This is a genomic window from Microbacterium sp. LMX7-1.2 (assembly GCF_040675935.1).
Taxonomy (GTDB): Bacteria; Actinomycetota; Actinomycetes; order Actinomycetales; family Microbacteriaceae; genus Microbacterium.
In genome coordinates this window covers 3,204,702-3,223,831 of sequence record NZ_JBEGIL010000001.1, presented here as the reverse complement: position 1 = coordinate 3,223,831, position 19,130 = coordinate 3,204,702, and the positions used below count along the sequence as shown (strand labels likewise).

At 69.1% G+C, this 19,130-nt stretch carries 16 protein-coding genes; 10 read left to right on the top strand and 6 right to left on the bottom strand.

Annotated features, from left to right (window positions below; translation table 11 throughout):
• Positions 1-26: 26 nt before the first annotated feature.
• A complete protein-coding gene (locus tag MRBLMX7_RS15830; RefSeq protein ID WP_363369923.1) occupies positions 27-1,775 on the bottom strand; it encodes a DUF4304 domain-containing protein in 1,749 nt (582 codons plus the stop codon).
• Positions 1,776-1,861: 86 nt separating this feature from the next.
• Between MRBLMX7_RS15830 and MRBLMX7_RS15825 the strand changes: the two genes are divergently transcribed.
• The gene (locus tag MRBLMX7_RS15825) at positions 1,862-3,130 is read left to right on the top strand and encodes an FAD-dependent oxidoreductase (RefSeq protein WP_363369921.1); all 1,269 of its coding nucleotides are present in this window, start codon (positions 1,862-1,864) and stop codon (positions 3,128-3,130) included.
• 54 nt (positions 3,131-3,184) lie between these two features.
• Here MRBLMX7_RS15825 and nrdF read toward each other — a convergent pair whose 3' ends face one another.
• From nrdF to nrdH, 4 genes are read right to left on the bottom strand one after another with little or no spacing between them, the layout of a single operon-like run.
• Positions 3,185-4,165: a class 1b ribonucleoside-diphosphate reductase subunit beta gene (nrdF, locus tag MRBLMX7_RS15820; RefSeq protein ID WP_363369919.1), complete on the bottom strand. Its 981-nt coding sequence runs from the start codon at positions 4,163-4,165 to the stop codon at positions 3,185-3,187.
• Between the two features lie 49 nt (positions 4,166-4,214).
• Positions 4,215-6,335: a class 1b ribonucleoside-diphosphate reductase subunit alpha gene (gene nrdE, locus MRBLMX7_RS15815; RefSeq protein ID WP_363370965.1), complete on the bottom strand. Its 2,121-nt coding sequence runs from the start codon at positions 6,333-6,335 to the stop codon at positions 4,215-4,217.
• Positions 6,336-6,355: 20 nt separating this feature from the next.
• Positions 6,356-6,805, bottom strand: coding sequence for a class Ib ribonucleoside-diphosphate reductase assembly flavoprotein NrdI (gene nrdI, locus MRBLMX7_RS15810; protein ID WP_363369917.1), 450 nt, complete (start codon positions 6,803-6,805; stop codon positions 6,356-6,358).
• 27 nt (positions 6,806-6,832) lie between these two features.
• Complete coding sequence (gene nrdH / locus MRBLMX7_RS15805; protein WP_045253199.1) at positions 6,833-7,066, bottom strand: glutaredoxin-like protein NrdH; 234 nt, start codon at positions 7,064-7,066, stop codon at positions 6,833-6,835.
• Positions 7,067-7,455: 389 nt separating this feature from the next.
• On the opposite strand from nrdH, the gene MRBLMX7_RS15800 reads away from it, so the two are divergent.
• From MRBLMX7_RS15800 to MRBLMX7_RS15770, 7 genes are all read left to right on the top strand, one after another.
• A complete protein-coding gene (locus MRBLMX7_RS15800) occupies positions 7,456-8,664 on the top strand; it encodes an MFS transporter (protein WP_363369915.1) in 1,209 nt (402 codons plus the stop codon).
• Positions 8,661-9,590, top strand: a complete 930-nt coding sequence (locus MRBLMX7_RS15795; protein WP_363369913.1) for a sugar kinase — start codon at positions 8,661-8,663, stop codon at positions 9,588-9,590. Before MRBLMX7_RS15800 ends, MRBLMX7_RS15795 begins: the two co-directional genes overlap by 4 nt.
• Before the next feature lie 120 nt (positions 9,591-9,710).
• Positions 9,711-10,469 carry an alpha/beta fold hydrolase gene (locus MRBLMX7_RS15790; protein ID WP_363369911.1) on the top strand — a complete coding sequence of 253 codons (759 nt, stop codon included), beginning with the start codon at positions 9,711-9,713 and terminating at the stop codon, positions 10,467-10,469.
• Positions 10,466-11,638 carry an acyl-CoA dehydrogenase family protein gene (locus MRBLMX7_RS15785; protein ID WP_363369909.1) on the top strand — a complete coding sequence of 391 codons (1,173 nt, stop codon included), beginning with the start codon at positions 10,466-10,468 and terminating at the stop codon, positions 11,636-11,638. The genes MRBLMX7_RS15790 and MRBLMX7_RS15785 overlap by 4 nt, the downstream gene beginning before the upstream one ends.
• Before the next feature lie 87 nt (positions 11,639-11,725).
• A complete protein-coding gene (locus MRBLMX7_RS15780) occupies positions 11,726-12,193 on the top strand; it encodes an Lrp/AsnC family transcriptional regulator (RefSeq protein WP_050722699.1) in 468 nt (155 codons plus the stop codon).
• Entirely contained in the window at positions 12,190-13,584 is a 1,395-nt protein-coding gene (locus MRBLMX7_RS15775; RefSeq protein WP_363369907.1) for an aspartate aminotransferase family protein, read from the top strand. Before MRBLMX7_RS15780 ends, MRBLMX7_RS15775 begins: the two co-directional genes overlap by 4 nt.
• A gap of 61 nt (positions 13,585-13,645) precedes the next feature.
• On the top strand, positions 13,646-14,560 hold the full coding sequence (locus MRBLMX7_RS15770) for a hypothetical protein (protein ID WP_363369905.1): 915 nt from the start codon (positions 13,646-13,648) through the stop codon (positions 14,558-14,560).
• A 9-nt stretch (positions 14,561-14,569) separates the two neighbouring features.
• Here MRBLMX7_RS15770 and MRBLMX7_RS15765 read toward each other — a convergent pair whose 3' ends face one another.
• Positions 14,570-16,108, bottom strand: a complete 1,539-nt coding sequence (locus MRBLMX7_RS15765; protein ID WP_363369903.1) for a PucR family transcriptional regulator — start codon at positions 16,106-16,108, stop codon at positions 14,570-14,572.
• A gap of 123 nt (positions 16,109-16,231) precedes the next feature.
• Between MRBLMX7_RS15765 and MRBLMX7_RS15760 the strand changes: the two genes are divergently transcribed.
• Both MRBLMX7_RS15760 and MRBLMX7_RS15755 read left to right on the top strand, forming a co-directional pair.
• Positions 16,232-17,716 (top strand): CoA-acylating methylmalonate-semialdehyde dehydrogenase, encoded by a 1,485-nt coding sequence (locus tag MRBLMX7_RS15760; RefSeq protein ID WP_363369901.1) that lies wholly within the window; start codon positions 16,232-16,234, stop codon positions 17,714-17,716.
• A 19-nt stretch (positions 17,717-17,735) separates the two neighbouring features.
• The gene (locus MRBLMX7_RS15755; RefSeq protein ID WP_363369899.1) at positions 17,736-19,124 is read left to right on the top strand and encodes an aspartate aminotransferase family protein; all 1,389 of its coding nucleotides are present in this window, start codon (positions 17,736-17,738) and stop codon (positions 19,122-19,124) included.
• The last annotated feature ends 6 nt before the right edge of the window (positions 19,125-19,130 follow it).

Here is a 19,130-nt window from a genome sequence, read left to right as displayed (position 1 = left end):
GCGCACCGGACGTAGGGCGCGCACGGTCACGCGGGAGGCAGCGGATACTCCTCCCATCGGGCGTTCCAGTAGGCCAGTTCGTCCACGCCGACGGTGCTGGATCGCTCTGCGATCGCACGCGCGGCTTCAGCGAACCACCAGCGCGCCGCCGCGGGGTCGTCCTCGGCGAGCGCGAGCGCGCCGAGAGCCACCTCGTGCGGGAAGGGCTTCCGGTTGAGCCACAGGTCACCCGATCCACGCGCACTCAGAGGTATTCCGGTGCCCGCGGTCCACAGTCCGACGAGGAATCGGCGCGAGCCGCAGGCGTCGAGGAATGGCGAGATCATCCGCCGCATCCGCACTGCGAGCTCGACGAGATCGTCCTCCTCCGCCTCCCACCCCTGTTCGACGATGAGGATGTCGAGGTCATGGGCTTTCAGGCGCGAGACGTCGTACGCGTGACGCGGCCCGTCCTCGGGATGCAGGGCCGTCCAGTACACCCCGTACTGCACCGCCACCCACGGCCCGCTCGACGAGAAGTTCACGACGTCGATGCGGTTGCCGCGATCACGTCGCCACGTCCGCCCGTCCTTCCGGAACCCGAGTGCCCTCATCGTGTCATCGAGGTGCTCCCGAAGCTCGCGATCGACATCCGCGCGGAGCAGGCGCGGAAGCGGGTCCGACTTCGCGCGGACCACGCGCGCCTTCTCCTTCGCGATCAGCGCGTCACGATCGCGTGCAACGGCGACCCCTTCAGCGCCGAGCGCCGCACCGATCTTCTTCACCAGGTCGCGCCGGGTGATGTCCTCAAGCAGGAGCTTCAGCTCGGCGCGATCGGCGTCCCCATCGCGCGCCACGAGCGAATCGATGCCCGCGGAGGCGACTCGCAGCGCCAGGGATTCCGTGCCGGGCGGCCGGGTCGCCGCGCCGCGTCGGACGAGCACGCCGAGCAGCGCTGCCGGCATCTCCTCCTCCGTCAGCCAGCGAGCGGTGAGTGCCGCGGCCCGCACGACGTCGTCGTTCCCGGCCACGAAGAGCCGCACCTGACCATCCGCAGGATCTCTCACCTCGTCGACGTCGGCGGCGATCCGCAACCAGGTCGCCACCATCCCACGCGCTCCATCCGGGGCGAGCGCCGCCTGCACCCGTTTCTGCCACGTCTGCGACAGCGACTTGTGGCCGAGGTCGGAGAGCGTGAGCACCAGGGTCTCCGCGGCCTCGTGCGGAGTGGCACGAGCGGCTTCGCGGGCGGGTTCGGCCCACCCGTCGCCGTCCCGCACGGCCGAGAGGTCGAGCAGCCCGCGCGGCATGAACGCTGCGAGCAGGCGCTCGGCGAGCCTCCGGTCAGCGTCGACACCCCAGCGGGACTGTCCGAGTCCCGTGAGGTGCGCGGCGCAGCGGGTGAGCACATCGAACAGCGCGGGGCCGCGCGCACCGGCATCCATCGCGACCTGCGCTCCGCGCAGTGCAGGACCGCACACGTAGTTCATGCAGTCGATCGTGAGCGCCGCTTCGAGCGCGAACACCGCGGAAGCTTCATCCCAGGGCAGCTTCTTGCGCGGGAAGGTGCGGACGATGGTGTCCTCGACCGATCGAAAGGGCCAGCCGTTGACCAGGGCGGGACTCTCGTCCATCACCAGCAGCAGCGCTGCAAGCCGGTGACGCCCGGTGAGCTGGGTGTTCAGGGCCTCGGCGGGCCATCCCTCCCAGCCGACGCCGATGCCGTCCAGCGCGTGCTGCATCTCGCGGATCAGGTTCTCACGGGTCAGGGGCGTCGAGACGGCGTCGCTGGGCATGGCATCAGTCTGGCGCAGGTGACGGACATCGGCGGGCGAAGCGCATCGGCGCGCTCCATCTTCCGCATCCGTCGTACGCTGGGGCCATGCATGACGTGGTCGTGGTCGGTGCGGGGCTCGCGGGACTCCGCTGCGCGGGTCTGCTCGCCTCCCGCGGACTCGACGTCGCGGTGATCGAGGCCGGGGACGCGGTCGGCGGACGCCAGCGCACCGACCTCGTCGACGGGTTCCGGGTGGACCGCGGTTTCCAAGTGCTCAATCCGGCGTACCCTGCACTCCGGCGCAGCGTCGATCTCGACGCGCTGGCACTCGGGAGGTTCCCCGTGGGGGTGCAGGTGCGGACCTCCGACGGGATGGCCGAGCTCCGGCATCCGCTCCGACACCCGCTGTCGATCCCCAGCACTCTGCGGAGCGGTCTGGTGACCGGTCAGGATGCCGTCGCGCTGGCGCGGTGGGCGGCGCCGGGGTTGGTGCGTCCGCTCTCGAACCTCGCGGCCGACGACCTCCCGCTGCGTGAAGCGTGGGATGCCGTGGGGCTCGCGGGTCCGCTGCGCACCGCCGTGCTCGAGCCGTTCCTCGCCGGGGTACTCGCAGAAGATCGCGGCATGACATCCAACGCGTTCGCGCAGCTGCTCATCGGATACTTCGCTGTCGGCCGCCCCGGGCTTCCCGCGCAGGGCATCGCCGCGGTCCCTGAGCAGCTGGCCGCGCACGCGCGTGATGCGGGAGCGGTCATCCACTTGGGAGCTCGCGCGGAGGGGCTGTCGACGAGCGGCGCCGGCGTCGAGGCGGACGTCACCGGCGGCGATCCCGTCCGTGCCGCGCGTGCGGTCGTCGCGGTCGGACCGGAGGCCGTCTCCGATCTCGCCGGACTGCCGCGCCCCGCGACGAACGGCCTGCAGACGTGGTGGTTCGCCGCCGACGAGTCCCCTGCGCGGTCGGCGCTGCTCGCGGTCGACGGTCGGCGTCGCGGGCCCGTCGTGAACACCGTCGTCATGACGCACACGGTGCCGTCGTACGCGCCCGCCGGACGCCACCTGATCGCCGCGACCTGCCTGCTGCCGCGGGCCGATGCCTCCGCGGAGGAGGGCACTGTGCGCCGGCACCTGGGCGAGATCTGGGGTGCAGACGTCGGCGTGTGGGAGCTGCTGCGACGGGACGACATCCCGCACGCCCTACCGGCGCAGCCCGCGCCTCTGGGTCCCGCTCGATCGCCGCGCCACGCGGAGCGCCTCTATATCGCGGGCGACCACCGCGACACCGCTTCGATCCAGGGGGCACTGGCCTCCGGAGAGCGCGCCGCTCGGGCCGTTCTCGTGGATGCGGGGTCGCCATCGAGAAACCGAGGACGATGACGGCGAAGGGCCGGATGCTGCGGCATCCGGCCCTTCGTCTGAAACGGTCTCCGCTCAGAAGTCCCAGTCGTCGTCCTCCGTGGCCTCGGCCTTGCCGATCACGTACGACGAGCCCGAACCGCTGAAGAAGTCGTGGTTCTCGTCGGCGTTCGGCGAGAGGGCCGACAGGATCGCGGGGTTCACGTTCGTGACGGTCGAGGGGAACATCGCCTCGTAGCCCAGGTTCATCAGGGCCTTGTTGGCGTTGTAGTGCAGGAACTTCTTGACGTCCTCGGTGAGGCCGACGCCGTCGTAGAGGTCCTGTGTGTACTGCACCTCGTTGTCGTAGAGCTCGAACAGCAGGTTGAACGTGTAGTCCTTGAGCTCCTGACGGCGCTCCTCCGTCTCGTTCTCGAGCCCCTTCTGGAACTTGTAGCCGATGTAGTACCCGTGCACGGCCTCATCGCGGATGATGAGGCGGATCAGGTCGGCCGTGTTCGTGAGCTTCGCCTTCGACGACCAATAGATCGGCAGGTAGAAGCCCGAGTAGAACAGGAACGACTCGAGCAGGGTCGAGGCGATCTTGCGCTTCAGCGGGTCGTCGCCCTGGTAGTAGTCCATAATGATCTGCGCCTTCTTCTGAAGGTTCGGATTCTCCGTGGACCAGCGGAACGCCTCATCGATCTCCTTGGTCGACGCGAGCGTCGAGAAGATCGAGGAGTAGCTCTTCGCGTGCACCGACTCCATGAACGCGATGTTCGTGTAGACGGCCTCCTCATGGGGCGTGATCGCGTCAGGGATCAGCGAGACGGCGCCGACCGTGCCCTGGATCGTGTCGAGCAGCGTCAGACCGGTGAACACGCGCATCGTGAGCAGCTGCTCGTCCGCGGTGAGCGTGTTCCACGACTGGATGTCGTTCGACAGCGGCACCTTCTCGGGCAGCCAGAAGTTGTTCACCAGACGGTTCCAGACCTCGAGGTCCTTGTCGTCGATGATGCGGTTCCAGTTGATCGCCTGCACGCTGTCGACCAGCTTGATCGATTGGTTGGGGGTCATGATGCGGTCCTGATTCGGTCGTTGAGCGAGCGGAGCGAGACGAAACGCCTCAGAGCATGCACGAGACGCACTCGGTCATGTCGGTGCCCTCGAGCGCCAGCTGACGCAGACGGATGTAGTAGATCGTCTTGATGCCCTTGCGCCATGCGTAGATCTGCGCCTTGTTGATGTCGCGAGTGGTGGCGGTGTCCTTGAAGAACAGCGTCAGCGACAGGCCCTGGTCGACGTGCTGCGTGGCCGCGGCGTAGGTGTCGATGACCTTCTCGTAGCCGATCTCGTACGCGTCCTGGTAGTACTCCAGGTTGTCGTTCGTCATGAACGCGGCCGGGTAGTAGACGCGACCCAGCTTGCCTTCCTTGCGGATCTCGATCTTCGACGCGATCGGGTGGATCGACGACGTCGAGTTGTTGATGTACGAGATCGACCCGGTCGGCGGCACGGCCTGCAGGTTCTGGTTGTAGATGCCGTGCTCCTGGATCGACGCCTTCAGCGCCTTCCAGTCGTCCTGCGTCGGGATGTGCTTGCCCGCGAAGAGCTCCTTGACCTTCTCGGTCGCAGGTACCCACGCCTGGTCGATGTACTTGTCGAAGAACTCCCCCGACGCGTACGTCGAGTCCGCGAAGCCCTCGAACGCCTGCTTGCGCTCGATCGCCAGGTTGTTGGAGGCGCGCAGCGCGTGGAACAGCACGGTGTAGAAGTAGATGTTCGTGAAGTCGACACCCTCCTCCGAGCCGTAGTGGACGTGCTCGCGGGCGAGGTAGCCGTGCAGGTTCATCTGGCCGAGGCCGATCGCGTGCGACTTGTCGTTGCCGTCCTCGATCGAACGCACCGAGCGGATGTGGCTCTGGTCGCTGACCGCGCTCAGCGCACGGATCGCCGTCTCGACCGTCTGGCCGAGGTCGTCGGCATCCATCGACAGCGCGATGTTCATCGAGCCGAGGTTGCAGGAGATGTCCTTGCCGATCTGGTCGTACGACAGGTCGTCGTTGTACGTGGTCGGCGTGTTCACCTGCAGGATCTCGCTGCAGAGGTTCGACATGTTGATCCGACCCTTGATCGGGTTGGCCTTGTTCACCGTGTCCTCGAACATGACGTACGGGTAGCCCGACTCGAACTGGATCTCGGCGATGGTCTGGAAGAACTCGCGCGCGTTGATCTTCGTCTTCTTGATGCGCGGGTCGTCGACCATCTCGCGGTACTTCTCGGTGACCGAGATGTCGCCGAACGGCACTCCGTAGACCTTCTCGACGTCATAGGGCGAGAAGAGGTACATGTCCTCGCCGTTCTTCGCGAGCTCGAACGTGATGTCCGGCACGACGACGCCGAGCGACAGCGTCTTGATGCGGATCTTCTCGTCGGCGTTCTCGCGCTTGGTGTCGAGGAAGCGCATGATGTCGGGGTGGTGCGCGTTGAGGTACACCGCGCCGGCGCCCTGACGCGCGCCGAGCTGGTTGGCGTAGCTGAAGCTGTCTTCGAGGAGCTTCATCACGGGGATGATGCCCGAGGACTGGTTCTCGATCTGCTTGATCGGCGCGCCGGCCTCGCGGATGTTCGAGAGCAGCAGCGCCACGCCGCCGCCGCGCTTGGAGAGCTGGAGCGCGGAGTTGATGCCGCGGGCGATCGACTCCATGTTGTCCTCGATGCGCAGCAGGAAGCAGCTGACGAGCTCGCCGCGCTGCGCTTTGCCGGCGTTGAGGAACGTGGGGGTGGCGGGCTGGAAGCGCCCGGAGATGATCTCCTCGACCAGGGCGACCGCGAGCTTCTCGTCGCCGTCCGCGAGTCCGAGGGCCGTCATGACGACGCGGTCCTCGAAGCGCTCGAGGTAGCGCTTGCCGTCGAAGGTCTTGAGCGTGTAGCTCGTGTAGTACTTGAACGCGCCGAGGAACGTCTCGAAGCGGAACTTCTTCGAGTACGCGAGGTCGTTGAGCTTCTGGATGAACTCGTGCGAGTACGCCTCGATCACGGCGGGCTCGTAGTACTCCTTCTCGACCAGGTAGTCGAGGCGCTCCTTGAGGGAGTGGAAGAAGACCGTGTTCTGGTTCACGTGCTGCAGGAAGTACTCCCGTGCAGCGCGCTTGTCGGCGTCGAACTGGATCTTCCCGTTCGCGTCGTAGAGGTTCAGCATGGCGTTCAGGGCGTGGTAGTCCAGCCCCTCGTACGCCGGGTTCATCTTGAAAGCCACCGTGTCGGTCACTGCGTGCTCTTCAACTGCGTTACCCACCGTCGTTCCAATCCGTCGCTCACGCGATCCACGTCGTCCTGTGTGCCGAATATCTCGAGCCGGTACAAGTGAGGCACGTGGCACTTGCGGCTGATGATGTCACCGGCGAGGCAGAACGCCTCGCCGAAGTTGGTGTTTCCCGCCGAGATGACTCCGCGGATGTGGCGCCGGTTGCGCTCGTCGTTGAGGAACCGGATCACCTGCTTGGGCACGGCGCCGCGTTCGACGCCGCGCCCCTCACCCCCGCCGTAGGTAGGGGTGACCAGCACGAAGGGCTCGTCGACGACGAGGTCCTCCTCCTGGCGGAGGAGCGGGATGCGCCGGGCGGGGAGACCCAGCTTCTCGATGAAGCGCGCGGTGTTGCCCGACACGCTCGAGAAATAGACCAGGAGCGGTGCAGCGGTCGCGACGGCAGTCATTCGTCAACCCCGCTTCGCTGTCGCGGCTCAGGCCAGGCGGGAGGCGAGCTCGTCGATCTTGTCGGGGCGGAAGCCCGACCAGTGGCCCTCGTCGGTGACGACGACCGGTGCCTGCATGTACCCGAGCGACTTGACCTGCTCGAGCGCCGCCGGGTCCTCCGACAGGTCGAGGATCTCGTACTCGATGCCCTTGGCGTCGAGCGCGCGGTAGGTCGCGTTGCACTGAACGCAGGACGGCTTCGTGTAGACCGTGATCGACATCTTCTCGTTTCCCCTCAACTCTCTCTGGCCTGCTCATCGTCAGACGTTTTCCGGTAGACCCTCACCGGGAACTCAATACTACATATGGGGACCGACATTCGGGGTGACCACAAGGGGTAGTAGTTACATCCGTGTAGTTTTCCACCGCTCTCCCCATGTACAACACAGGTTCTCCACCGTTTCTTCCACAGGTCCGCGGTCTCGGAACGGGGTCGCGAACCGCGAGAAATCGCGGCTGGGAGGACGCTGGGAGAGATCCATCCACAGGGGGCACGATACGGCCGGCCTCCGACATCCGATTTTCTGTGGAAACGTCGCTTCGGCGTGTCGCGGCGTGTCGCGTTCCCCACCCCTCCACGGAGGTCGGCGGCGCCCGCTAGCGTGGACGCGTGGCGGGATACCAGGACCTTCTTCGCACGCCCGGAGTGGCGCGCATGATCGCGGCGCAGCTGACCGCGCGGTTCCCCAGCGGGATGATGTCGCTCGCGATCCTCCTGCACGTCGAGCAGCAGACCGGCAGCTACGGCTCGGCCGGTCTCGTGCTCGCCGCGACCAGCGTCGGCCAGGCCGTCGCGGGTCCGATCACGAGCCGTTGGATGGGCGCCTGGGGCATGCGCCGCGTCCTCACCCTCACGAGCGCCGTGTGCGTGCTCGCGGTACTCGGACTCGGCCTGCTCCCCCTGGGCGTCCCCGGGTACATGGCGTTCGGCCTGCTCGCCGGCCTGTCGACGCCGCCGATCCAGGCCGCCGTGCGCACCATCTACCCCAAGCTCGTGAACTCCCGCCAGCTCACACCCCTCTTCTCCCTCGACGCCTCGCTGCAGGAGATCATCTGGGTGCTCGCACCGGTCGTGATCACGCTCGTGTCGACCCAGGTCGGCACGACCGAAGGCCTCATCCTCGTCGCGGTCATCCTCGTGGGCGGCGCGGCCTGGTTCATCGCCTCCCCCGAGGTCGGGCGCGTCCGCATCCCCCGCAGCCGCAGCGCGCTCGGCACCGTGGTGCTGAAGCCGCCCGTGCTCCTCGCCGCCGTCGTGGGCTTCCTCCTCATCGGCGCCTGCGCCGCCGTCGAGGTCGGCGTGGTCGCGACGTTCGAGCACGGCAGTCTCGCAGCGGGACTCGTGCTGGCGGTGTTCTCGGTGGGCAGCCTCGCGGGCGGCCTCGCCTTCGGCCACATCCCGATCGGACCGTGGGCCATGGCCCGACGTCTGCTGATCGTCACCGTCGGCCTGGCCCTCACCATGGTCTCCCTGAACGTCTTCTGGCTCGGCGGCACACTGATCGTCGCCGGCATCGGCATCGCCCCCGCCCTCGCCGTGCTGTTCGCGATCACCTCGGCGAGCGTGAAGTTCAGCGAGACCGCCGAGGCCTTCGGATGGACCGGCACCGGTCAGCTGATCGGGGCCGCGGCGGGATCCGCGGTCGCCGGTTTCCTCGTCGACGCGACCGACCCGCGCGGGGCCTACCTCGCTGCCACGATCTTCGCCGCGGTCGGCCTTCTCGTCGCCGTGGTCTTCGTCCGCTTCTTCCCCGATCTGCGTCATCGCGACGCGGCACCCCGTCCCGACACCGAGCCCCTGGCGGTCACACCCTCATGAACACTGCACCCCCTCCCCCGGTCCCGACGGACCCGGGGTCACCCGTCGCGGTCGTGTGCGTCGGCGAGTCCATGGGACTCGTCACCGCGCTCGGCGCGCCCCTCGCCGAGACCGAGACCGCCGCGCTCGGCATCGCCGGTGCCGAGGGCAACGTCGCGGTCGGGCTCATCGCAGCCGGGCACCGCGCGGCGTGGGCCTCGCGCCTCGGCGCCGACCCGATCGGCACGCGCATCCGCGCCGAGCTCGCCCGCCGCGGCGTCGACCTGTGGGTCGAGACCGACGACGCCGCCCCGACCGGCGTGATGTTCAAGGACCCGGGAGTCGAGTCCTCGTCCGTCTACTACTACCGCCGCGGATCGGCGGCATCCCGCATGGACGCGGGATTCCTCGATCCGGCCCGACTCGACGGCGTCCGCATCGTGCACACCACCGGGATCACCCCGGCCCTCTCCGCCTCCTGCCGCGACATGGTCGATCGGCTGTACATCGACGCACGCGCGGCCGGCGCCCTGGTGTCGTTCGACGTGAACGACCGCCGTGCGCTGTGGAGTCCGGAGGATGCCGCGGCGACACTGACCCGCCTCGCCGACGCCGCCGACATCGCTTTCGTCGGACGGGATGAGGCCGAGCGCATCTGGGGCACCGCGACCGCCGACGACGTGCGCGCGCATCTGCCGCACTGCGGCCTGCTCGTCGTCAAGGACGGAGACGTCGGCGCCACCGCCTTCGCCGGCGAGGACGCTCCCGTGTTCGTTCCGGCGCCGCGTGTCGACGTGGTCGAACCCGTCGGCGCGGGCGACGCGTTCGCCGCCGGATTCCTGGCGGCGACGCTCGACGGCGCGGACCTCGCGGCGCGCCTCTCCGCCGGGCACGCGGCGGCCGCCCGGGTGCTCACGACCCACGGCGACCTCCCACCGATGGACTGAGCGCGGATCACGACGCACCCGCGGTCGCGGGCTGAGGGCATGCCTGCACTGTGCACGGCCCCCGCCGCTGGATCGAACGCCCGTGGGCTCCTCGGCATCCCGCGGTCGTAGGCTGAGGGCATGCCTGCGCCGCTCACGCTCCCCCGCCTCGGCTGGGGCGATCCGTCATCGTCACTCCGCGCCCTCCTCGTGCACGGGCTCGGCTCCTCGGGCGCGCTGATGTGGCGCCTCGGCGAGGCTCTCGCCGCGGACGGCTGGCATGCGACGGCGATCGACCTGCGCGGCCATGGCGACGCGCCGCGTGCGCTCGACTACACGGTCCAGGCGTACGGCGCGGACCTCGCCGCGACCCGCCCCGACGGCGGCGGCCCCTGGGATGCCGTGATCGGCCACTCGCTCGGTGGAGCCTCTGCCACGGTCGCCGCGGCCGCGTCGCCCGAGTGGACCCGGCGGCTGGTGCTGCTGGATCCCGCGATCCTCGTGGGAGGCCGCGACGCGTCGATCGTCCGGAAGAGCCAGGAGCGGGCGTTCGCCGACAACCGGGTGGAACTGGTACGTCAGGAGCATCCGCACTGGCACCCGCAGGACTGGGAGCTCAAGGTCGACGCGGTGCACCGCACGAGCGCGTGGGCCGTCGAGCAGACGAGCGCGCAGAACACCCCCTGGGACGTCACGGCAGAGGCTGCGGCGCTCACGGTCCCGACGCACGTGATCGGCTCCGACCCCGCGGTCTACAGCATCTTCACGGGCGAGGTCGCCGCGAACGTGCTCGCCGCGAACCCCCACATCACGATGTCGGTCGTGGAGGGTGCAGGGCACTCCCTGCACCGGGACAAGCCCGAGGAGTCGATCCGACAGCTGAAGGAGGCCCTCGCATGACCGCATCCGACCCGGGTTTCGACCCCGCCGCGTTCCTGCCCGACGACCTCCTCGAGCGCATCCGCGAACGCGCGCCGCTGCACGACCGCGACAACACCTTCCCCGAGCAGGATCTCGCCGAGCTGCGGGATGCCGGCTACCTCTCGATCCTCGTGCCGACCGAGCGCGGCGGAGCGGGCCTCGGGCTCGCGGAGGCGGCGATCCTGCAGCAGCGCCTCGCGACGGCCGCACCCGCCACGGCGCTCGCGATCAACATGCACCTCGTGTGGACGGGCGTCGCCAAGGTGTTCTCAGACCGCGGCGTCACCGGACTCGAGTTCGTGCAGGACGGCGCCGTCGCCGGGGAGGTCTTCGCCTTCGGCATCAGCGAGGGCGGCAACGACCTCGTGCTGTTCGGCAGCGACACGGACGCCGTCCCCACGGGCGACGGCGGCTACGCGTTCACCGGCACGAAGATCTTCACGTCGCTCGCACCCGTCTGGACCCGGCTCGGGCTGCACGGCCTCGACACCACGAGCGCCGACGCCCCGAAGCTCGTCTTCGCGTTCCTGGAGCGCACCGATGCCGTCGTCACGGGCGACGACTGGGACACGCTGGGCATGCGGGCCACGCAGAGCCGCACCACGCGGCTGCACGGGGCGACCGCGGATGCCGCGCATGTGGTGCGCCGCATCGATCCGGGACCGAATCCCGACCCGATCGTTTTCGGCATCTTCTCGGTGTTCGAGATCCTGCTCGCCTCGGTGTACACGGGCATCGCGCGCCGCGCGCTCGACCTCGCGGTGCAGACGGCGCACGCGCGACGGTCGAAGAGGTCCGGGGCCGCGTACAGCCAGGACCCCGACATCCGCTGGCGTATCGCCGACATGGGACTCGCCTACGATGCGCTGCCCCCGCAGATCGCCGCTCTCGCGCGCGACGTCGACGAGCGGGTCGATCACGGGGCCCGGTGGTTCACTCTGCTGTCGGGGCTCAAGCACCGCGCGATCACGATGGCGAAGCACGTCGTCGACCAGGCGATGCTGGTGGCGGGCGGCGGCTCCTACTTCTCGTCGAACGAGCTCTCCCGCCTGTACCGGGACGTGCTCGCCGGGGCGTTCCACCCCTCGGATCCGGAGTCGGCGCACTCCACTGCGGCGAGCGCGTGGCTCGGCCCGCTCGAGGCCTGACCTGGACCACCGCCGGATTCGCACCCGGGATAGGTCGAATCTGCGGAATCGGTTGCCGAGCGGCCTTCACGGTGCGAAGATCGCATCATGCCGTCGTCGAAGAAGCATCCCATTCTGGACGATGTGTCCAAGACCATCGTCGAGCTGCTGCAGGAGGACGGCCGGCGCTCGTACTCCGACATCGGCCGCGCGGTCGGCCTGAGCGAGGCCGCCGTTCGTCAGCGCGTGCAGCGGCTGACCGAGGCGGGCGTGATGCAGATCGTGGCCGTGACCGATCCGATGCAGCTGGGCTTCCGCCGCCAGGCCATGATCGGAATCCGCGTGTCCGGCGACACCAGGGTGGTCGCCGAGAAGATCGCCGAGATCCCCGCGATCGACTACGTGGTGATCACGGTCGGATCCTTCGACGTGCTGGCCGAGGTCGTCTGCGAGGACGACGACGACCTGCTCGCCCTGATCAACGACAGCATCCGTCCGATCGACGGCGTGCTGTCGACCGAGACCTTCATCTACGCCAAGCTGCAGAAGCAGCTCTACAACTGGGGGACCAGATGAGCACCACCCGCACCACCCCGTCCGAGTCCGAGCTGCAGGCGATGGCCAAGGACCACCTCTGGATGCACTTCACCAGGCAGTCCACGATGGAGAAGTCCGGCGTGCCGATCATCGTCAAGGGCGAGGGGCATCGCATCTGGGACGCCAAGGGCAAGGAGTACATCGACGGCCTCGCGGGGCTGTTCGTCGTGAACGCCGGACACGGACGACGCCGACTCGCCGAGGCCGCCGCCGCCCAGGCATCCGAGCTGTCGTTCTTCCCGCTGTGGTCGTACGCGCACCCCGCGGCCATCGAGCTCGCCGACCGGTTGGCCGATGAGGCGCCCGGCGACCTCAACCGCGTCTTCTTCTCGACCGGCGGCGGCGAGGCCGTGGAGACCGCGTTCAAGCTCGCGAAGCACTACTGGAAGCTGCAGGGCAAGCCCGCCAAGCACAAGGTGATCTCGCGGGCGGTTGCGTACCACGGCACCCCGCAGGGAGCGCTCGCGATCACCGGCATCCCGGCCATGAAGGCGATGTTCGAGCCCGTGACCCCCGGCGGGTTCCGCGTGCCGAACACGAACTTCTACCGCGCGGCCGAGATGGGTGGCCCGAGCGACGACCTCGAGGCGTTCGGCCTCTGGGCCGCCAACCGGATCGAGGAGATGATCCTGTTCGAAGGCCCCGAGACGGTCGCGGCGGTGTTCCTCGAGCCGGTGCAGAACTCGGGCGGATGCTTCCCGCCGCCTCCCGGATACTTCGCCCGCGTGCGCGAGATCTGCGACCGGTACGACGTGCTCCTCGTCTCGGACGAGGTCATCTGCGCGTTCGGCCGCCTCGGCCACACCTTCGCATGCACGGGCCTCGGTTACGTGCCCGACATGATCACGTGCGCCAAGGGCATGACGAGCGGATACTCCCCCATCGGCGCCACCATCGTGAGCGACCGCATCTACGAGCCGTTCTCGCACGGCGACCTGTCGTTCCCGCACGGCTACACGTTCGGCGGGCACCCCGTCTCGGCTGCGGTCGCCCTCGAGAATCTGGCGATCTTCGACGAGGAAGGCTTGAACGCGCACGTCCGCGAGAACTCCCCGCTGTTCCGCGCCGAACTCGAGACGCTGCTCGACCTCCCGCTGGTGGGCGATGTGCGCGGAGACGGCTATTTCTTCGGCATCGAGCTCGTCAAGGACAAGACGACCAAGGAGACCTTCGACGACGACGAGTCCGAGCGGCTGCTGCGCGGCTTCCTGTCGTCGGCGCTGTTCGACGCCGGCCTGTACTGCCGCGCCGACGACCGCGGGGACCCCGTGATCCAGCTGGCGCCCCCGCTCACGATCGGACCGGCGGAGTTCCGGGAGATCGGCCAGATCCTGCGCGGCGTGCTCACGGAGGCGCAGGGGGTGCTGTAGCGGGCTGAGCAGTATGCCGCCATTCTGAGCGCTATCCTCTGTGCAGAGGAGGGAGCGGCGCATGGGGATGCCCGAGGAGAACCCGTTCGCGGAGGCGTTCGGCGCTGCCCTCGCCGCACGCGGCCTGTCGCTCACGGCGCTCCGGCGACGGCTGATCGACAGCGGCAACCCCGTCGCGGCCGCGACCCTGAGCTACTGGCGTTCCGGGGAAAGGGTCCCCGACGGGGCGTCGTCCCACGCGGTCGTCGACGAGATCGAACGGATCCTGGGACTTCCGGATCACGCGCTGATCCGGCTGATCCCGGAACGGGTGCGGGTCGCGCCGGTGCGGCCTTCCAAGAGTCCGTTCTCCGACAGCGAGGTGCAGTCCGCGCTCGCAGAGACCTTGCAGCTCCTGGACGCTCCGGCCCTGGACTCGACGCGGGAGCTGACGAGTCTGGTCGTGAACGACGTCGCCGCCGACGGCATCCTCCGCAGACGCACCGCCCAGACGATGATCCAGTCCACTCTGCCCGAGACCATCGATCATGTGACGTACACGCTGGTGTCCGAGATCGACGTCGTCGACCGCCCGGAGATCACGGTGCACGGAGCACGGATCGTCCGCGACCATCTGCATGCCTCCGGGCAGGTCTACGCCTACGTCATGAAGCTCGATCAGCCTCTCGCCCCGGGCGCCTCGACCATGTTGGAGGTCGTCATGGAAGAGCATGGCGAACACCGGTCGCGTCAGCCCGAGACGGGCGTCGCCGTGTTCCGTCCCATCCGCGATCTCGTGATCTGGACGCGATTCCATCCGGATGCGATGCCCGATTGGCTCGAGGAACTCGAGTCGGTGGACGAGACGGGTGAGCTCTTCGTACGACCACTCCGCCCGAAGGCATCGGTGCACCAGGCTCGACGTGACTTCGGACCGGGTGCGCTCGGTATCCGCTGGGGCTACGAGGGCCGATGGGAGCGCGCCGAGCTGCCGTGAGGCGGCGTTCTAGCCGGATGCCGCCGTGCGGCGTCGCGCGAGCAGCGCGAGGTGGAGCGCGGCCAGGGTCTCGCCGTCGTCGAGGTCGGCACCCAGCAGATCCCCGATGAGCGTGAGTCGCTGATAGAACACCGACCGCGACAGGTGGCTCGCGGTCGCCGCGGCCGACCTGTTGCCCGGATGGGCGAGCAGGGCGCCGAGCACGTCGAGCAGATCACCGCGCCGCTCCTCGTCGTATCTCACGAGCGGGGCGAGCATCCGCAGGCTGTGCTCGTGCAGGCGATGATCGTCGCGCAATGTGGCGACGAGTCGCTCCAGCGGCCGGTCGCCGACGCGGCGCACGCGGGCACCCTCCTCGGCGCGGTCGCTGTCGGCCAGGTCGCGTGCGGCGCGCAGGGAAGCAAGAAGCCCGAGGACGTCGTCGGCCGGCGGTCCGAGGAACACGGCCCGATCACCCGCCGCGATGCGCAGGACTGTCGCATCGTCCAGCTCGACCGCGGGACGGGCCGACAGCAAGGCGACGTCGTCCTCCCCCGCCCGAGCCGCGACGACCGCGAAGCCGGCCTGCCGCGCTCGGTAGGCGAGCTCGCCGATCGACGTCGTGCCGCGCGCGACCAAGCCGTGGCACCGGCGTCCGCGCAGTTCGAATCCCCCGGCTCGCAGACGGGCGTCGATGTCCGCGGCATCCGCGAACCGGGCACCGAGCAGGTCGTCGATCACCGCCCGCTGCGCGAGGAGCGACCACTCCTGATCGCCCCCGTCCGCGATGCAGCCGAAGGCGAGCGCGGTCGCGCCCTGTTCCAGCACCGTGAGTCTCCCCGCCGCCGTCTCCGGCCCGGGGAGCGCGAGAAGCATCCCCCATCGCGATCCGCGGGCGGCCACGGGAACCCGATCCGCGGGCGATCGACGCTCCAGGGTCTGCGACACCGACTGCCCCAGGTACTCGGCCGCGATCACCTCGCCGGCGAGGTTCTCGAGCACGACCGGCGATCCGATCGCCCTGGACGTCTCCGCGACGATGACGTCGGCCGGCGCACCCTGCAGACTCAGTGCGGTGAACAGCTCGTGCAGGTGCTGGCGCTCGCGCAGGGCGGCGGTCTGCGCGGCGATCAGCGCATGGTGCACGGCCTCTGTCACGGCGACGAACTTCACCTCGCGGGTGAGCGCGATCAGGGCGAGTCCCTCCTGCGCGCACACCTCGGCCACGGCGTCGGGGATGGACGGATGCCGCACGCCCAGCTCGAGGACGATGCCCGCCACGCCGACGCCGCTGAGGCGCGCCGCGAACTCGCGCAGCAACCGAGGGTCGTCCGGCCAGCCGGCGCCCGTGGTGAGCAGCAACTCCCCGCCGTCGAGGAGCCGGGCGACGCCCGCACTGTCCGACACGTGAACCCAGCGCACGGCGGCGTCGAGAGCTGCGCCGCCGACTGCGACCTCGGGAGCACCGCGACGGATCGCCGGCGTCTCCAGCACCTCCGCGACCGTGAGGAACCCGGATCCACCCGGACGGTCTGTCCGGAAGTCTGTCGACTCGCGACGTTCTGCCACCCGAACCGCCCTCTTGCGTCTGTGAACATGGGAGGAGAACAGCGTATCGGGAGCCGGTCAGAATGTCTGCCAGTGTCCGAGACCGAGGAACCTGAACACAAAACCCCGAGCATGAGGAGCAGCGTGGAGATCATCCGTCACGTCGTCAACGGAACCGACACCGCGGAAGCGGCGCGCACGGGAGAGGTCTTCGATCCGGCGACCGGCCAGGTGTCGAAGCACGTCGCGTTCGCCTCGACCGCCGAGGTCGACCAGGCGGTCGCCGCGGCCACCGCCGCCCTCCCCGCCTGGCGCGAGACCAGCGTCATCAAGCGCGCCGACGTCTTCTTCCGCCTGCGCCAGATCCTCAAGGAACGCACCCCCGAGCTCGCTGCGATCGTGACGAGCGAGCACGGCAAGGTGCTCTCGGATGCCGCCGGAGAGGTATCGCGCGGCATCGAGAACGTCGAGTTCGCGGCGGGCCTCGTGCACCTCCTCAAGGGTGAGCGCAGCGAGCAGGTCGCCCGCGGCGTCGACGTGCACTCGGTCAAGCAGCCGGTCGGCGTGGTCGCCGCGATCACGCCCTTCAACTTCCCGGTCATGGTGCCCTTGTGGATGGTCGCCTCGGCGATCGCCTGCGGCAACACGGTCGTGCTCAAGCCGAGCGAGAAGGACCCGTCCGCCGCGGTGTGGCTGGCGAAGGCCTTCCAGGAGGCGGGTCTCCCCGACGGCGTGCTCAACGTCGTGCACGGCGACAAGGAGGCCGTCGACGCCCTGCTCGACTCGCCGCGCGTGAACGCCGTGAGCTTCGTCGGCTCCACGCCGATCGCTCGCTCGATCTACCAGCGCGCCTCGGCTAACGGCAAGCGCGTGCAGGCGCTCGGCGGCGCGAAGAACCACATGGTCGTCATGCCCGACGCCGACATCGACGCCGCGGCCGATGCCGCCGTGTCCGCGGCGTACGGCTCTGCCGGTGAGCGCTGCATGGCCGTCTCGGTGCTCGTCGCGGTGGGTGACGTCGCCGACGACCTCGTGGCCGCGATCGCCTCGCGCATCGAGGGGCTCACGATCGGGGCGGGCACGGATGCTGCGAGCGAGATGGGACCGCTCATCACGCGCGAACACCGCGACCGCGTCGCCTCCTACGTCACGGGCGCTGCGGCGGAGGGCGCGACCGTCGTCGTCGACGGCACCGAGAAGGAGTTCGACTCCGAGGGGTTCTTCGTCGGCGTGAGCCTGATCGACCACGTCGCACCCGGCATGAAGGTATACGACGACGAGATCTTCGGTCCGGTGCTCGGCGTCGTGCGCGTCGAGACCTACGCCGAGGCCGTCGAGCTCGTGAACGCGAACGCCTACGGCAACGGCACCGCGATCTTCACGCGCGACGGTGGTACCGCGCGCCAGTACGAGTTCGACATCGAGGTCGGCATGGTCGGCGTGAACGTGCCGATCCCCGTTCCGATCGGCGCCTACTCCTTCGGCGGCTGGAAGGACTCCCTGTTCGGCGACTCGCACATCTACGGCCCCGAATCGATCCACTTCTACACGCGTTCCAAGGTCGTCACCACCCGCTGGCCCGACCACACCCCCTCGCAGATCGACCTCGGGTTCCCGAGCAACCACTGACCCGGGACGGAGACAGAGCATGACCGACTTCATCGACCGCCACGGCGCGTCCCACACGCTCCCCGCACCGGAGGCCGAGGCGCAGGTGCGCGCCGACGACCGCGGGCACGTGTTCCACTCCTGGAGCGCGCAGGGTCTGATCGATCCGCTGCCCGTCGCCGCGGGTGAGGGATCCACGTTCTGGGACTACGCCGGGAACGCGTACCTCGATTTCTCGAGCCAGCTCGTGAACCTCAACCTCGGCCACCAGCATCCCGATCTCGTCTCGGCGATCCAGCAGCAGGCCGGCCGTCTCGCGACGATCCAGCCCGCCGTGGCGAACGACGTGCGCGGCGAGCTCGCGCGACTCATCGTCGAGGTCGCGCCCGAAGGGTTCCAGAAGGTCTTCTTCACCAACGGCGGCGCCGAGGCCAACGAGTACGCCGTGCGCATGGCACGGCAGACGACCGGCCGGCGCAAGGTGCTGTCGATGTACCGCAGCTACCACGGGTCGACCGCGACCGCGATCTCGCTCACGGGCGATCCTCGGCGCTGGGCGAACGACACGGTCGACTCCGGCACGGTGCGCTTCTTCGGCCCGTACCTCTACCGCTCTCCGTTCCACTCCGAGACCCTCGAGCAGGAGTCGGAGCGCGCGCTCGCGCACCTCGAGCAGACGATCCAGCTCGAGGGCCCGCACACGATCGCGGCGATCATCATCGAGACCGTGGTCGGCACCAACGGCGTGCTCGTGCCGCCACCCGGCTACCTGCAGGGCGTGCGCGAGCTGTGCGACCGGTTCGGCATCGTCTACATCGCCGACGAGGTCATGGTGGGCTTCGGCCGGCTCGGCGAGTGGTTCGGCGTCGACGCCTTCGACGCACGCCCCGACCTCATCACCTTCGCGAAGGGCGTGAACTCGGGCTACGTGCCGCTCGGCGGCGTCGTGATCTCCGAGCGCATCGCCGCGGCGTTCGACACGACGCCCTTCGCCGGCGGTCTCACGTACTCGGGGCACCCGCTCGCGTGCGCCGCGGGCGTCGCGACCTTCGAGGTCTTCCGTCGCGACGGGATCCTCGAGCGCGTGCGCGACCTCGGCGAACGCGTCGTCGAGCCGACGCTGCGCTCCTGGGCCGAGAGCCACCCGAGCGTCGGGGAGGTCCGCGGGCGCGGACTGTTCTGGGCCGTCGAGCTCGTCCGCGACCGGGAGACGCGCGAGCCTCTCGTGCCGTTCAACGCCTCCGGCGCGGATGCCGCGCCGATGGGGGCCTTCGCCGCGGCGGCGAAGAAGGGCGGCGTCTGGCCGTTCACGCACTTCAACCGGATGCACGTCGCCCCACCGCTCGTGATCACCGAGGACGAGCTCGTGCGCGGCCTGTCCGTGCTCGACGACGCGCTCTCCGTCGCCGACGAGCACGCCGCGGGCTAGCCCGCG

Bases quoted from the DNA above. Each gene is read 5' to 3' on its own strand.
- MRBLMX7_RS15830 (WP_363369923.1), bottom strand. From the start codon at position 1,775: ATGCCCAGCGACGCCGTCTCGACGCCCCTGACCCGTGAGAACCTGATC.
- MRBLMX7_RS15825 (WP_363369921.1), top strand. From the start codon at position 1,862: ATGCATGACGTGGTCGTGGTCGGTGCGGGGCTCGCGGGACTCCGCTGC.
- nrdF (WP_363369919.1), bottom strand. From the start codon at position 4,165: ATGACCCCCAACCAATCGATCAAGCTGGTCGACAGCGTGCAGGCGATC.
- nrdE (WP_363370965.1), bottom strand. From the start codon at position 6,335: ATGAACCCGGCGTACGAGGGGCTGGACTACCACGCCCTGAACGCCATG.
- nrdI (WP_363369917.1), bottom strand. From the start codon at position 6,805: ATGACTGCCGTCGCGACCGCTGCACCGCTCCTGGTCTATTTCTCGAGC.
- nrdH (WP_045253199.1), bottom strand. From the start codon at position 7,066: ATGTCGATCACGGTCTACACGAAGCCGTCCTGCGTTCAGTGCAACGCG.
- MRBLMX7_RS15795 (WP_363369913.1), top strand. From the start codon at position 8,661: ATGAACACTGCACCCCCTCCCCCGGTCCCGACGGACCCGGGGTCACCC.
- MRBLMX7_RS15790 (WP_363369911.1), top strand. From the start codon at position 9,711: ATGCCTGCGCCGCTCACGCTCCCCCGCCTCGGCTGGGGCGATCCGTCA.
- MRBLMX7_RS15785 (WP_363369909.1), top strand. From the start codon at position 10,466: ATGACCGCATCCGACCCGGGTTTCGACCCCGCCGCGTTCCTGCCCGAC.
- MRBLMX7_RS15780 (WP_050722699.1), top strand. From the start codon at position 11,726: ATGCCGTCGTCGAAGAAGCATCCCATTCTGGACGATGTGTCCAAGACC.
- MRBLMX7_RS15775 (WP_363369907.1), top strand. From the start codon at position 12,190: ATGAGCACCACCCGCACCACCCCGTCCGAGTCCGAGCTGCAGGCGATG.
- MRBLMX7_RS15770 (WP_363369905.1), top strand. From the start codon at position 13,646: ATGGGGATGCCCGAGGAGAACCCGTTCGCGGAGGCGTTCGGCGCTGCC.
- MRBLMX7_RS15755 (WP_363369899.1), top strand. From the start codon at position 17,736: ATGACCGACTTCATCGACCGCCACGGCGCGTCCCACACGCTCCCCGCA.